Annotated in this window: 14 protein-coding genes and 1 pseudogene; 2 read left to right on the forward strand and 13 right to left on the reverse strand. The window is 42.8% G+C overall.

Annotated elements, in window-relative coordinates; genetic code table 11:
- The 7 genes and pseudogenes from JCM19055_RS10250 to JCM19055_RS10280 all read right to left on the reverse strand — a co-directional run bounded on the left by JCM19055_RS10250 (position 1) and on the right by JCM19055_RS10280 (position 8,221).
- Entirely contained in the window at positions 1-480 is a 480-nt protein-coding gene (locus tag JCM19055_RS10250; RefSeq protein WP_265182011.1) for a DUF2953 domain-containing protein, read from the reverse strand.
- Positions 481-792: 312 nt separating this feature from the next.
- On the reverse strand, positions 793-1,353 hold the full coding sequence (locus tag JCM19055_RS10255) for an RDD family protein (RefSeq protein WP_081833603.1): 561 nt from the start codon (positions 1,351-1,353) through the stop codon (positions 793-795).
- A 12-nt stretch (positions 1,354-1,365) separates the two neighbouring features.
- Positions 1,366-2,252: pseudogene (gene sppA / locus JCM19055_RS10260) on the reverse strand (signal peptide peptidase SppA).
- A gap of 124 nt (positions 2,253-2,376) precedes the next feature.
- The gene (locus JCM19055_RS10265; protein WP_042359675.1) at positions 2,377-3,981 is read right to left on the reverse strand and encodes an amidohydrolase; all 1,605 of its coding nucleotides are present in this window, start codon (positions 3,979-3,981) and stop codon (positions 2,377-2,379) included.
- Between the two features lie 59 nt (positions 3,982-4,040).
- The gene (thiI, locus tag JCM19055_RS10270) at positions 4,041-5,243 is read right to left on the reverse strand and encodes a tRNA uracil 4-sulfurtransferase ThiI (RefSeq protein WP_042359676.1); all 1,203 of its coding nucleotides are present in this window, start codon (positions 5,241-5,243) and stop codon (positions 4,041-4,043) included.
- Entirely contained in the window at positions 5,240-6,391 is a 1,152-nt protein-coding gene (locus JCM19055_RS10275) for a cysteine desulfurase family protein (RefSeq protein WP_042359677.1), read from the reverse strand. Before JCM19055_RS10275 ends, thiI begins: the two co-directional genes overlap by 4 nt.
- Positions 6,392-6,490: 99 nt before the next feature.
- Positions 6,491-8,221 (reverse strand): septation ring formation regulator EzrA, encoded by a 1,731-nt coding sequence (locus JCM19055_RS10280; RefSeq protein ID WP_042359678.1) that lies wholly within the window; start codon positions 8,219-8,221, stop codon positions 6,491-6,493.
- Between the two features lie 285 nt (positions 8,222-8,506).
- Between JCM19055_RS10280 and hisJ the strand changes: the two genes are divergently transcribed.
- Positions 8,507-9,244 carry a histidinol-phosphatase HisJ gene (gene hisJ / locus JCM19055_RS10285; protein WP_370543071.1) on the forward strand — a complete coding sequence of 246 codons (738 nt, stop codon included), beginning with the start codon at positions 8,507-8,509 and terminating at the stop codon, positions 9,242-9,244.
- On the opposite strand, the gene JCM19055_RS10290 is transcribed toward hisJ, so the two are convergent.
- On the reverse strand, positions 9,241-9,741 hold the full coding sequence (locus tag JCM19055_RS10290) for a hypothetical protein (RefSeq protein ID WP_052366184.1): 501 nt from the start codon (positions 9,739-9,741) through the stop codon (positions 9,241-9,243). The two genes, hisJ and JCM19055_RS10290, sit on opposite strands and share 4 nt — an antisense overlap.
- Complete coding sequence (locus tag JCM19055_RS25410; RefSeq protein ID WP_081833609.1) at positions 9,704-9,889, reverse strand: TetR family transcriptional regulator; 186 nt, start codon at positions 9,887-9,889, stop codon at positions 9,704-9,706. The genes JCM19055_RS10290 and JCM19055_RS25410 overlap by 38 nt, the downstream gene beginning before the upstream one ends.
- A gap of 147 nt (positions 9,890-10,036) precedes the next feature.
- Here JCM19055_RS25410 and JCM19055_RS10295 point away from each other — a divergent pair, with 147 nt between their 5' ends.
- Positions 10,037-10,522, forward strand: coding sequence for a GAF domain-containing protein (locus tag JCM19055_RS10295; RefSeq protein ID WP_042359679.1), 486 nt, complete (start codon positions 10,037-10,039; stop codon positions 10,520-10,522).
- A 64-nt stretch (positions 10,523-10,586) separates the two neighbouring features.
- Here JCM19055_RS10295 and JCM19055_RS10300 read toward each other — a convergent pair whose 3' ends face one another.
- From JCM19055_RS10300 to deoC, 4 genes are all read right to left on the reverse strand, one after another.
- Entirely contained in the window at positions 10,587-11,996 is a 1,410-nt protein-coding gene (locus JCM19055_RS10300) for an NAD(P)/FAD-dependent oxidoreductase (RefSeq protein WP_052366185.1), read from the reverse strand.
- 184 nt (positions 11,997-12,180) lie between these two features.
- The gene (locus JCM19055_RS10305) at positions 12,181-12,624 is read right to left on the reverse strand and encodes a PRC-barrel domain-containing protein (protein ID WP_042359680.1); all 444 of its coding nucleotides are present in this window, start codon (positions 12,622-12,624) and stop codon (positions 12,181-12,183) included.
- 41 nt (positions 12,625-12,665) lie between these two features.
- Complete coding sequence (locus tag JCM19055_RS10310) at positions 12,666-12,962, reverse strand: PRC-barrel domain-containing protein (RefSeq protein ID WP_042359681.1); 297 nt, start codon at positions 12,960-12,962, stop codon at positions 12,666-12,668.
- 128 nt (positions 12,963-13,090) lie between these two features.
- A complete protein-coding gene (gene deoC / locus JCM19055_RS10315; RefSeq protein ID WP_042359682.1) occupies positions 13,091-13,765 on the reverse strand; it encodes a deoxyribose-phosphate aldolase in 675 nt (224 codons plus the stop codon).
- Positions 13,766-13,767 lie beyond the last annotated feature (2 nt).

Consider the following 13,767-nt stretch of genomic DNA (forward strand, 5'->3'; position numbering starts at 1 on the left):
TTATGCCCCTTTCGTTACATGTTCCGTACGTTCATTCCGAGAGGATGTTTTTTGTAGCTTTTTGCTATGCATCCACATTTTAAGTAATGCTCGTATAGCGTGTCCGATTTGGAAAGTAACTATGCAACGAACATCCATATAAAAGACAGGCGCCTGATAAAAGGGCGTCACTTGAAAATGTGGTCTCTCTCGTAACTGTGTATACGACGAAACGAGTTGAAGCATAAAGGCTTTCAACGTCCAAGCAACTCCAGCAGCAATGCCTGTTGCTGCCGCATCCCCTGTTCCAAATGTTGTTGCCCATTTCCACTGTTCGACTTGAACGGTTGCTAAAAACTTACGTAGAATCGTCCCTAGGTGGGAAATACCCTCAATAAGTTCTTTAGAATCCTTCAGCCTATTCTCGATATCCCTCGGGGTCTCTTCTTTGACTTTTTTTTTGTTTACGTTTTGAAAACAGCTTTGTCTCATCTTCCACATATACAAAAGAGAGGTTCTTTTCATCAAAACGGATTGCGGGTACGTCCCACGTTTTTTTTAGTAAGCCGCGTAACAGTTTCACTTGCAGTTCGCCGTTAGTATGTAAATTGGCTTGGAGTACATGAATATGGCATGACACACGAAGGAAGTACGTCACTACCCCGATCCCTAACAAAATGAGCGTTACGGCACATATGATAAGCCAAACCATCATTTCCCTCATTCCTTAAACACTAATGATGATAGTATCGACAAAACGCTAAGCGTATAAACGAAAAAAACCGATGCAACATCATTGCACCGGCTTTAAAACTATTCGTCGTCTTCTTCATCTTCTTTGTCAGCAGGAATTTTCGTATCACGAATCACTCTCGTATCAGCAAGTAAATCATGAACGCCAGCCTTTTCAGGATGCACACCTACGACGATGTACATTAAGTTCGTAATTCCAAGTACTCGGTGAATCATTCGCCCCGGTACTTCACGGAAAAACACATCTGACCAACTGAGCTTTGTTCCGTCTGCTCGAACGACCCTTAACCCAAACACCATCTTTCCAAGCGTTTGACCGAGGTATCTCGTCATAATTGCAAAGTATACATAAGCCATTATCGCCGTTAATAATCCTTGGATCGTAAAGACGCTTAACAACGTAGGGTTTGAATCCATAAACATAAAGATTGGTGTAATGAGTATCCCATTTACTGCACCAACAATGAGCAAGTCTAATAAATACGCCCAAAGACGAATCCAAAAACCTGCATAAATGCTCTCTTCAACCGTTTTTTGCATTGCCTCTTGCCTAGGAGGTTCATGATCGGTTTGATGAGGCTGTCGATCGTATCGATTTTCTTCATCGTATGTGTAATCCATCATTCCACTCCTTTAGTCTTGATAGAGATACATTAAGCGTGGTGCATTCGAATGTGTAATCAGCTGCTCGAGTTGATTCATTGTCACTCGCTCACTCGCAAGCGTTTCAGCCGCAAGGCCCCAAATGGATCCAACGCCAAAATCATTCGTATAGTGTACGACTGTCGCATTAATGCCTAAGTTCTCTTGCATATGATCAATCGTATGCTCAAGATCACCAATGCCATCAATCAAGCCATTTTCTAATGCTTGGTTCCCTGTAAACAGTTGACCTTGAGCGAGCTCTTGTACTTCACTTTCTGATAGATCGCGACCATTGACGACAACCTCAGTAAATTCTTCGAACATGTCATCGACCATGTCTTGTAATAATTGCTCTTCTTCTGACGTCATTTCACGAGTCGGACTCATAATGTCTTTGTACTCGCCAGATTTAATGACGTTGTGGCTAATTCCCCACTCTTCAGCAAGCTCGGCAAAGTTGATGCTGTCCATAATAACACCGATTGAGCCGGTAATCGTGCCGAATGTGCCGAGATGTAGTCTGCAGGTGCAGCGATGTAATAACCGCCAGATGCAGCCATACTACCCATTGATACATATACTTCTGTATCAAATTCTTCTTGTGCACGTACAATTCGATCGTGGATCGCCGCACTTTCAACGACACCTCCACCAGGGGTGTTCACATTAATAACAATGCCATCGACGCTAGCGTCTTCGGCAGCAACTTCTAACATTTGCATAAATACACGGTGGTCATAGCCTCCACCTGCAAAAAGGCCTCCTTGAGAACCTGTATCCATAATCATTCCATCTAAATCAATAACGGCAATTTGACCGTCTGTTCCTGTTTCCAAAATCTCTTGACGAAAATCACCTCCGTCAAGATCGAACATGTCAGAAAAGTTCGTTGAAGCAATTGCACTAAAAAAACTGAAACCCTGCTGAAACAAACAGTACAATTGCTGCAACAGCAAGAGCAATCCAACGTTTTACTGTCACAGTATTTCCTCCTCTAAGTTAAACCTCTTTTGCAAACACGACTTTGTCGTTAACGATCGTATAAGCGACCTTAAGATCTAAAAGCTCATCGTACTGATCCTCCGTAAATTGAAAAGGATCTTCATGAAACACGGTAAAATCACTTGCATACCCAGGCGCTAATTGTCCAAACTGCTCTTCTTTCCCAATTGCAGACGCACTACCGGACGTATAAAGGCGAAACGATTCGTAAATGGATAAGCACTGTTCAGGCTTAAAACGGGCACTCGATTCTCCTCTTGCTCTCCTAGTCACAGCAGCGTGAATGCCAATTCTAGGGTCTGGAATTTCAATTGGTGCATCAGAACCCCCTGCACAAGCAATTTTATTCACTAGTAGCGTTTTCCATGCATACGCGTGCTCAAGCAACGCTTCATCGACAATCGTACGGACCCACGGAAAATCAGAAACTGTAAATTGTGGTTGAAGATCAAGCACAACTGGCATTGCTTTTAATTCTTCCATAAGGTCGGCTCGAACGATTTGTAAATGAATCAGTCGATCTTTTTCCGGGTATTTCGGTGGATGCTTTTTAAGTATACGAATCGTTTGGTCAAGTGCTTGATCTCCAATTACATGTACGGCGATCGTCATTGATAAGTTTCGCGCTTTTACAATTAGCGCTTCTAATTCATCATCTCGATGAATGGGCACTCCTACATTGCTTTCTTCTCCAACGTAAGGCACTGATAGCCACGCCGAGTGTCCCCCAAGAGAGCCGTCCGCAAAAATCTTCATGCTCCCAAATGTTTGGTATTCATTTGCGAGTTTCGTTCCCCGTTTTAATTCAAGCCACTCATCCACCGCATCATGATGCACGAGGTGGTGAACACGGAATCTGCGAGTGTCTCCTTCAATGACCTCACGATAAGTGTCAATGACAGACGCAGGAGAATTGTAATAAGCTAAGTCTTCAGTATGTACCCCAGTTAGGCCCATTGTAACCATCTGCTCATACGCTGCTGTTAACGCACGTTTCATCGTGTCGTTCGTATACCTTGGTCGCACAGCATGTATTATATCTTGCGCCTCTTCAAGAAGCAAACCATTAAGCCCATCTTCATCACGACCGATAACCCCACCACTTGGATTCGGAGATTCGTTGGTTAATCCAGCAAGCTCTAACGCTTTTGAATTAACAATCATCGCATGACGACAAATGCGAGTGAGCATAACTGGCCGATCTGGAAATCGTTCATCGAGTTCTCGTCGGTGAATAACCGTACGAACTTCCCACTCGTTCTCATTCCAGCCTTCAGCAATTAACCAGTCGCCTGATTGTAACGTTCGTGCCTTCTCCTCTAACTTCAAAAACACTTCCTCACGACTTTTCACTTGAGAAAGATCAAGGCGTAGCTGTTGAAAGCCATACCCTAACATATGTGCATGGCTGTCTACGAGACCCGGAATAATCGTTTTCCCTTTATAGTCGAAGTACTCGGTCACTCTGTCATAATATTTCGCTTGAAGGTCTTCTTTCGTTCCGAGTTCTACAATCGTCCCGTCTTCTGAGAACAACGCATCAAATCTAGAATGTTCTGACGTTAATGAATAGAATTTACCATTAAAATACAGCGTACCCATCATTTCCTCCTCAATGTAAGGTGCTTGGCAACCAAAAAGGTCGCCAAGCTACTCACCCTTTATAACAAATCATCAAACTCATCCGTGCTGTCTTGATGTTTAATGAGCATCGTCTCTTTTCCTGCAAGCGATTGACTTACTAAATCTTCAATATCAAGGTTCGTCTCGAACATTTTTGCTTTTTCAAGCTTCGGCTTTGTTTTCGATTCTTGAGGTAAGAAAATTGTACAACAATCTTCATACGGTAAAATCGACGTTTCATACGTGCCGATTTCCATCGCGATGTCCATCACTTCGGTTTTGTCCATTGTAACGAGTGGACGCAACACCGGAAGCGAGCTTGCTTCTTCAATGGCGTGGATGCTTTCTAGTGTTTGTGATGCGACTTGACCGAGGCTCTCGCCATTTACGAGCGCGAGTGCTCGTTGTTCACGCGCGACTTGTTCTGAAATTCTCATCATCATCCGTCTCGTGATTGTCATCGCATAATAAGATGGAATCTTTTGATGGATATCTTGTTGCACCTTTGTAAAGGGAATAAGGTGTAACCGAACGGCACCACCGTAAGCAGCCATCTGTTTTGCCAGATCTATCACTTTTTGTTTCGCTCGCTCATTCGTATACGGAGGACTATGAAAATGAACAGCTTCTACAACCGCACCACGCTTCATTGCTAGGTACCCTGCAACTGGACTATCAATTCCGCCAGATAATAGAAGCATCGTCTTACCTGAACTTCCGACAGGAAGCCCTCCTCGTCCCATCACACGACCTGCACTCAAGTACGTACCGTGCTCGCGCACCTCAACGTGCAATTCAACATCGGGGTTATGAACATCGACCGTTAGATGCTCTGTATTTCTTAAGACATACGAACCGATTTCGTAGTTCATTTCTTGTGAGTTTAACGGCGTTTGTTTATAAGAACGCCTTGCCGTCACTTTAAACGTTTTTGCGGTCAAGTCTTCGTTCATCATATAAAGCGCTGCTTTTTGAATATCTTCAAGTTCTCGCGTCGTTTTTACCGCTTTTGATAATGAGACGATCCCGAATATATTTTGAAGACGCGCCATGATCTGGTCAGCGTCGTCTTCATCGCCCACTTCAACGATCAAACGGCCAAAAATTCGCTTTGCACGTGCAGAACCAATTTCCCGTAATGCTTGATTGATGTTCCCTTTTAAAATTTGTTCAAACTCATTACGATTTTTGCCCTTAAGGGCAATTTCACCGTAACGAACGAGTATATGATCGACTTTCACAACTTCACTTCCTTTATCGTTCGAACTTCAGCTACAATTTCATCAAGAGCTTCTAGGAAAGTCACAATTTCACTTTTCGTCGTTTCATACGAGAGGCTCATGCGAAGTGCCGTAGAAGCCCTTGTTAGATCTTGAAACTGCTCATATAGTACAGCACTTGCACTCTTTTGCTTTGATGAGCATGCCGACTTTGAAGAAACATAGATGCCTTGTTTGCTTAATGCTTGAATGAGTACTTCTGGTTTTGTTCCATCAATTGATACGTTTACGATATGAGGTGCACTCCGCTCGTTTGGCGTGTTTAAGTGCATACCCATACGTTGTCGCAATTGCTCCATTAAGAATGTTTTTAGTGCTTGTACATGTTGAAGCTGTTCGTCACGCTTCATTAAAGACAAGCGAATCGCCTTCGTTAATGCCGCAATCGCAGGAACGTTTTCGGTTCCAGAACGTACACCAAATTCTTGACCGCCACCGTGAATAAGAGGAACGAGCGTAACAGTATCTCTCACAAATAAAAAGCCGCTTCCTTTCACACTGTGAATCTTATGACCAGATATCGTACATAAATCGATTCCGGCTGCGTGAAAATTAAGAGGGACTTTTAAGAAACCTTGCACATGATCAACATGAAAGCGTATCTTTTCAATGTCTTTTAGCTTTTGTCCGATCGCTTCTATTGGTTGAACGGCTCCAGTTTCATGATTCACATGCATGATGGATACGAGGATCGTTTCGTCTGTGATTGCATCGATAACAGATTGAACGGATACAAGACCTTCACGATTAACCGGCAAGTACGTAACTGTAAAGCCTAGCGATTCTAGGTATTGAAACGTTTCTAATACCGAAGGATGTTCAATTGCAGTTGTAATCAAGTGCTTTCCACGATCTTGCCTTGTAAAAGCTGCCCCTTTAATCGCGAGGTTGTTCCCTTCTGATCCCCCAGAAGTAAACACGATCTCTTGAGGGGAAACTGATAACTGCTTTGCAATTGATCGCCTTGCTTCTCTAAATAGTTGCTCGCTCTTTGACCCTTGATTGTGCAATGAAGAAGGGTTACCAAAATAGTCGATGCTTGCTTTCGTAAATGTATTCATAACCTCATCGTACGGTTTCGTCGTTGAGCTATTATCTAAATATATCATTGTGAAGCCACCTCACAAATGTCGCTTTCTATCCAGCAGAACATTATAACACACTTTTTAGTCAAAGATAAGCGCGGGACGAATGGCCCCGCGCTACGTTTATACGTTTTGATATTGTTTCGTTTCTTCTTTGTCTGTTTCCTCATCCCATGCTGATTCTAATTGGCTTAGTGCAACTGGAACGTGGCGATTTAAAACATCTGTTAATCGCTCAATAGCCTCTTCATAGAACCCATTTCTAAACTCCCATTCACCGGCATGAAGTTCGTCTAGAAGCGCTGGGTATTGATTGCGGTACCGGTTTCCAAATTGCAACAAGCGCTCTGCCCACGCAGCCGATTGAATGGTTGTTTGTACTGTCATAACCGCTTTCCCTACTTGATGTTGACCAAGCTCTAAAGCGTCCTTTACAGCCTTCATTTCAAGTGGAGTCATTTCTAATAAAGCAGTTGCCTTCTCTAATTCTCTCTTCGCTTGATCAAGTTCTGATACGAGCGCCTCAGGTACGGCTGGTAAGTGGCTTTTTTGTATCTTCATTTGCACTTCCATAATTTTCTTTCGAAGAAGGGCAAGCTCTTCATAAGCTTTCAATTCATCGCTTCGTAACTCTTCCAATCGAACCATTGATTCTTTCACATCGTTTTCAATCGTTACAATTCTCTCTTCATGACGAGAAAGTGTTGCTTTTAAGTCAATAAACGACTGTTTACGATGTTCATGAAGATCTTGAAATACTCGTTGCTCTTTTTCAGTATCTTGCAGTTCTTTAAGAACTTGCTCGTACACATTGTTTTCCCGTTCGGGCAAATGGTAGCTTTCTTTCACCCTACTTTGTTCTTGCTCTAACTGCACGATGCCCTCATTCACTTGAATGAATCGCTTACGAAGCTCTTGTACTTGCTTTTCAACTACGCTTCTAGCATCTACTTCTTGCTCAAGTGTATCGTACATTTCTTCAATCTGCTGTTTAATAACTTTAATCTTCTCTTCAGCATAATCAACGTGCAACTTCTCCGTTTCATCTTTGATGTTTGGTAGAAGTTCACGCAATTCCGCTACGTCTTCTTTGAGTGTGAAATGGCTTAAATCAAAACCGTTTTCTTCCATCTCATCCATTCCAGCGACGATCTGATTCAATTCACTAGGAATGTTGACATTAATCTCGACTAGTTGACCAGGAATGGTTTCTAACCACGTATTCACCTGGTTGATCTGTTCTGTTATGGCAATGAGGCGTTTGCGGGCACTCATATAGTTCCCTGCCTTCGTATCTTCGAAATACGCTTCCAGTTCTTCTTTGCATTGCTCAACGTGCTCTTGAATCGTAGTGCCTGCTTCACCTAAGGCGCGGCTCTGTCTTGATAGTAACGCTCTCGTATCTTTAAGGCGATCAGATACATCACCGATTTCATTGCGATTTTGTTGCTCACTACTTACGAGCTCATCGACTTCACTTCGAATTAAAGCGATCTCGCTTTCGACATGGTCGAGGTTCTCTGATGCGCGGTCAATTGCTTCATTCGCTTTTTTGAATTGATATTTGTTGGCCGCTTCTTCAATGTCAAAAAGCTGAAGCTCTATTTCTTGAAAACGATCTTCGACGATCGTATCCCAAGCGCTACGCCAGCGTTCAAAGTTCTGCTCGGTTTCTCCAGAAATCGTTAGTCCTTTCACACGACTAATCTCATCTGCAATTGGCTCATTCATAACCGCATTCTTCCGCTTATCAAGCGCATCAACACGTTGATAGATTTTCCGTCTAAACCAAGCGCCATAGGCAATTCCAGCAACTAAAAGGAGTCCGATGGCGATGACTATAATCGTAAACATTTCGCTCACCCCAATATGTTCATACAACTGATCGTTGTGTGATGTTCAATCGTACTTTATTCCGTTTTATGTAATTATAAAAACCCTATTTATCATTATCGTTAGTGAGAATCGTAGAAATCTTTTATGGTAATCTTTGTGTCTATTTACTATATTAACATGTAAGCTTCATAAATAGGAAAACAAAAGCCGAATAGGAGGAATTTTTCATATGTATGATGGACATGTTCATACACCTTACTGCCCCCATGCAGTTCAGCTTCTTTCATAGATTATGTTGACGCGTTGAGACGTCAAGGGTTTCAAGGGGCTACTTTCTGTGAACACGCTCCTTTGCCTCACTCATTTGTTGACCCGACGCCAGAACAAGATAGTGGGATGTCACTTGCACAACTTCCTCATTACTTAGAGGACTTGCAACAGCTCAAGAAAGAATATGAACATCATTTCACGATTAATATCGGATTAGAAGTCGATTTTATTGAAGGGTATGAAGAAGAAACGAAGGAATTGTTGGATGAATACGGGCATAAACTTGATGACGCAATTCTATCGGTCCATTTTGTAAAAACGAAAGATTACTACCACTGTATTGATTTTAGTGAACAAGCTTTCCAACTTTTCTATGAACAAGCAGGTTCGGTCGAACGGGGCGTTCGTCGTTATTATGAAACTGTCACGAACTCTATTCATGCAAATCTAGGTCGTTATAAACCGACCCGAATTGGCCACCCGAGTCTTGTAAGAAAGTTCCAGCGAAATTTCGCCCTTCCTAATGACGAAGCTTGGCTTTTACAAGTGTTACATCAAATCAAAGCATACAATTACGCAATTGACGCCAATGGGGCAGGCACAATCAAACCAAAATGCCTTGAGCCTTATCCTCCGACGTTTATTCTGAATGAAGCAACGAAACAGAGGATTCCACTCGTTTATGGCTCTGATGCCCACCATCCAACTGGCATTGCCCAAGGATACGAAACGTTACGTACTTTTTCACTAGGCTCACCGACACTGTATTAAATCGTCATCGGTATAGGCAAGTCCTTCGTTTTATGATCTGTGCACAATTGCAGTTCAATGAACTGCTTCACGTGTTTCATGTAGTGCATAACAAAGGTGTCGTCATTGGGTTCTAAATGAAACACTTCACGAATGTATTGCGCATGAAGAAATGGCATTGTAATCATGCCACGCAAGTGTAGAATGGCCCATTCCTTACGCATTTGTGTAAAAACACCTTGCTTTCGACCTTGCTCATATACAAGTGAAAAATAATGCTTTTCTTTCATAAAATAACTTGCCATCACTTCGCGAACGAGCATTGAATCGAGTGTCATTTCGCGTAAAACAAGTCTTGCTTTGCGGTGGTGGGTTCGTTGGTATTCCATTGCCGACTCGACCATGGCGAGCAATCGATCAAAGCTTGATGTCTCACGTCGAATTCCATCTTCAATGGCTTCTAAATAGCCAATTAAATAGTCATTTAAAATCGTTTCTAACAGACCTTTTTTTCCCACCGAAGTAATAGGAGATTAATGCGACATTGACCTTCGCTTTATCTGCAACCGCTCGTACAGAAGTTCCGTTGTACCTCGTGTCATAAAGAGGTCTACTGCGGCTGTAATCACCGCTTCTTTTGTTTTCGTGCTTGCGGCATTCGTCAATTCAAACACTCCTCTCAATAGATGACCGTATCGTTAATCATTCTTTTTGAAAGGCATACTTCCTGCAAAAGCTTTACGACTATATGTCTGCTCGTTCTACATGTTATAATTCCTTTAGACAAGAAAGAAATGGAGAGGGGTACTTTTTATGTTTGAACCTGTCACTTATGATGGAAGTTTGCAAAAAAAATACGAAATGCTTTACAAGCAATTGGATGCATTACTTGAAGATGAGACGGACAATACTGCCAACATGTCAAACGCATCCGCACTGTTAAATCAATTTCTAGATCGTACGAATTGGGTCGGATTCTATCTAATGAAAGACGGAGAACTTGTATTAGGTCCTTTCCAAGGCTTACCTGCTTGCGTACGCATTGCTGTAGGTAAAGGGGTTTGCGGAACAGCTGTAGAAACGAAAGAAACGCAAGTCATTCAAGATGTTCATCAGTTCCCTGGCCATATTGCATGTGACGCTGCTTCACAATCGGAAGTCGTCGTTCCCATCGTCGTAAATGATGAGGTAATTGGTGTACTCGACATTGATTCTCCAGAAAAATCACGCTTTACTGAAGAAGAAGGCGAACTACTCACACGCTTTGTTGAGCGCTTACTCCCACACATTACTCATTAATTCATGATTTAAACCGAAGTGATCGACAACACCTTGGCGTCGATCACTTCTTTTGTGTCAACGTTTAGGTAGGTAACGCTGTAGAAATGACGTGCTCCCACGTCTCTTCTTTTGTTTTATAACCCGCAAATTCCTCGGAATGCTCAGCTAATTTTAGCGCGGTTGTAGCGTTAAACACCGTCGTCAACGGTTCTAACAGACCAATCATCGCTAAGTATCCTTCTATCGGTTTCGTGTTCCCACTTTCTTTTTCTTTAAATGCATAGGACATGTAATGCCGCAAGTAATTGTGGGCAAATGTTGGATCGCTCAACTTTCCATCACCTACATAGTGCACGCCAGACCATTGCAAATCAGACAACCCACTCGTCCACCACGCAGGAGCAATGACACGTTGCTGCATTTGCTCGAAAACATACTTCGTCCACTGAGGTGTTTGCACTTTCAAGCATTCATCTAATACTTCAGCTTCCATTGCCGCAACGCTAATCCCTTGCCCAAACAAAGGGTCAAAATTACAAAAAGCGTCTCCAAGAGCAAGTAAACCTTCAGGCCAAATCTCTGCACGTTCATAGTGTTGCCTCACACACTCTTTAATACGATAGCCTCGTGGTGCTGACTCCGGAACGAAAGGTTCGGAAAGTTCAGCAATCTTCAAGCTTTGAAGCTCGTTAATTTCATTTTCGAATGCCTCTTCGTCCGTAGATGGATAACGCGCACCTCCTGCAAAGTAAAGAATAATCCCTGCACGACCGTTTTCTTGATGAGATAACAGCCCAGAACCGACATGTTCCCCTGGATTCCCGTGGCTAATAATATCGGAATAAGCAGGCGACTCATTTTTATGAGGATAAGAATAATACCGTGTTGTATAACCGATATTCGTCATTAGCTTTTCAGGAGTCGGGGGCGATAGGTTCAAGTCACGGAGCCATTGAGGGAGTTTTGTTGAAATCCCTGATGCATCGATAACAAGATCTCCGGTAACGTGTAATTCTTTTCTCGTTTGCCGATCTTCTACTCGAACTCCGGTAACGGCTTGATGATTGTTTGTTGTCGTTAATCCAATAACATTCACTTGTTCCATCCACGTCACGTTACGATGTTTTTTGACGCGTCGTCGCAAGATCGATTCTAATAAAGCACGACTCGCACCTGCATCTTCCATCTCAGCAGGAATTTCCATTGAACCGAAAGGATTATCAATATAGCCTGGAAAACTTGAAGAATGAAATGCGCCCTCGTCAATCATTTCTTGAATAAAGTCTGGAAAGTAACGATTCATCACTTCAATTCCTTTCGGAAGTAAACGATGAATATGAAACGACTGCGGGGTTCCAGGTCGATTCTTCGCCTCGTTTGGAAGCCTATCACGATCAAGAACAATCACTTTTTCATATACAGGGGCTAAGACGTTGGCGGCAAAAATCCCCGCAATACTACTCCCAATCACAATTGCCGTATTTTTCTTCATAATGTCCTCCTTCTATGCTAGAAACAAAAGACAGTATATGCGTAGCGGTTTCACCAATATTCTAGAGGAATAGAGCAATTATCGATATAGGTACATCCGGCAATCTAAGTAAGGAGATGCTCAAACCTCCCAACAAAAAGAACCGTCTGCCTGAAAGCGAGACGGTTCCTTACGAGCGATCACTCTATAACCCAGACATGCCTGACATGCCGTAGTATTTGTTTATTCCCTTCTTATGCTCATCTGTGAGTTGCTCATGAGTTGGGGCATCTTTCAGCTTCTCTAGGTCAATATCAACGTGTGCACGTTCTGTGGTTGGATCAAATTCTTTAAACTTCTGGACTGGAATGAGGTGGTGGGTTTTCTTCAGTGCCGAACCTGTGTTCACTTCAATAAATTCAACTTGCCACGTTCTACTATCGAACACAATATCATCAATTTTGCCGATCTTCTCCCCACGGGCATAGACCGAATAAGACGTTAAATCTTTAGAGCTTTGTAAATGATAATTCACGTCTTCCGTCGGTTCTTCTGAGATTTGAGCTTCTTCGCTCTCAATGACAGCCTCGACTGCAACCGGGGATAGGGGACCTACAGTCGGATAAGGGTGTGTGCCATTTTGCGCCATACCGCCTGGAGCCGTCCAATAATAAGGTAGCCCGTAATGACTTAAAATCCTCTCTTCATGCGTCCTTGAAATCGGTTCTTTTTCATCAGGCTTAGGCTGTCTTTAATTTCTTCTTTTGTCGCTGAAAGGTGGAGAAGCTGAGCGTCTATGTCCATTCGCTCCACACTGTCAGGACTTAGTATCACTTTGCCTCCGAAAAACCAAGGTCTTGTATCTGCAATGATATAACGTACTTTCCAATTTCCAACGCTGTCAAAATAAACATCATTTACCGTTCCAAATTCATCGTCAGTCGTTGATAAAGCAAACTTTGTAAACGCATCGACTCGGAAATTCAAGTTAAAAACCTCCTAGTATACTTACATAGTAGTCAATACCTCTTTTGGTTGTCCTTTAAACCAATGAACAAATCGACTCCTGATTGCACAAAAAAACTCCGCTAACGTTGTTAGCAGAGCCTGTGTAATTAATAAGTTGATTGTGATTGTCCACCTGAAACAATTGCAATTCCTGAGCTTGTTCCAATGCGGTCTGTTCCTGCATCGATGTATTCTTTCGCATCATTTGCGTTCTTCACTCCGCCTGACGCTTTTACTTTAGCATGACTGCCGACTGTTTCCTTCATTAAACGAACGTCAGAAAGAGTCGCTCCACCTGTATGGAACCCAGTAGATGTTTTCACAAAGTCTGCGCCAGCTGCTACGGCACGCTCACAAGCCACTACCTTTTCTTCATCCGTAAGTTGACTCGTTTCAATGATAACTTTTACGACTGCACGTTTGTTACTCGCCTTAACGACAGCTGCAATATCTGCTTCCACTTCATCAACGAGACCAGACTTCAACGCACCAACGTTAATGACCATATCAACATCAGATGCTCCGTGTTGGATCGCTTGCTCGGTTTCAAATGCTTTCACTTCTTTTGTTGTCGTGCCGTGCGGGAACCCGATTACTGTCGTCACGCCAACCTCAGTGCCTTCAAGCGCTTTCACTGCCGTCTTCACCCAGTACGGATGAACGCATACCGTTTTAAAGTGGTAATCTTTCGCTTCCTGACATAATGCTACGATGGCCTCTTTCGTTACTTCTGGCTTCAATAGCGTATGATCAATATAAGATGCTAGCTCATTAGCATTCATTC

The sequence above is a fragment of the Geomicrobium sp. JCM 19055 genome (assembly GCF_000698185.1).
Classification (GTDB): Bacteria; Bacillota; Bacilli; order Bacillales; family Marinococcaceae; genus Geomicrobium_A; species Geomicrobium_A sediminis.

Excerpts from the sequence above, each read along its gene's own strand:
- JCM19055_RS10250 (WP_265182011.1), bottom strand. The coding sequence starts at position 480 with ATGTGGAAGATGAGACAAAGCTGTTTTCAAAACGTAAACAAAAAAAAA.
- JCM19055_RS10255 (WP_081833603.1), bottom strand. The coding sequence starts at position 1,353 with ATGGATTACACATACGATGAAGAAAATCGATACGATCGACAGCCTCAT.
- JCM19055_RS10265 (WP_042359675.1), bottom strand. The coding sequence starts at position 3,981 with ATGGGTACGCTGTATTTTAATGGTAAATTCTATTCATTAACGTCAGAA.
- JCM19055_RS10275 (WP_042359677.1), bottom strand. The coding sequence starts at position 6,391 with ATGATATATTTAGATAATAGCTCAACGACGAAACCGTACGATGAGGTT.
- JCM19055_RS10280 (WP_042359678.1), bottom strand. The coding sequence starts at position 8,221 with ATGTTTACGATTATAGTCATCGCCATCGGACTCCTTTTAGTTGCTGGA.
- JCM19055_RS10295 (WP_042359679.1), top strand. The coding sequence starts at position 10,037 with ATGTTTGAACCTGTCACTTATGATGGAAGTTTGCAAAAAAAATACGAA.
- JCM19055_RS10300 (WP_052366185.1), bottom strand. The coding sequence starts at position 11,996 with ATGAAGAAAAATACGGCAATTGTGATTGGGAGTAGTATTGCGGGGATT.
- JCM19055_RS10305 (WP_042359680.1), bottom strand. The coding sequence starts at position 12,624 with ATGGCGCAAAATGGCACACACCCTTATCCGACTGTAGGTCCCCTATCC.
- deoC (WP_042359682.1), bottom strand. The coding sequence starts at position 13,765 with ATGAATGCTAATGAGCTAGCATCTTATATTGATCATACGCTATTGAAG.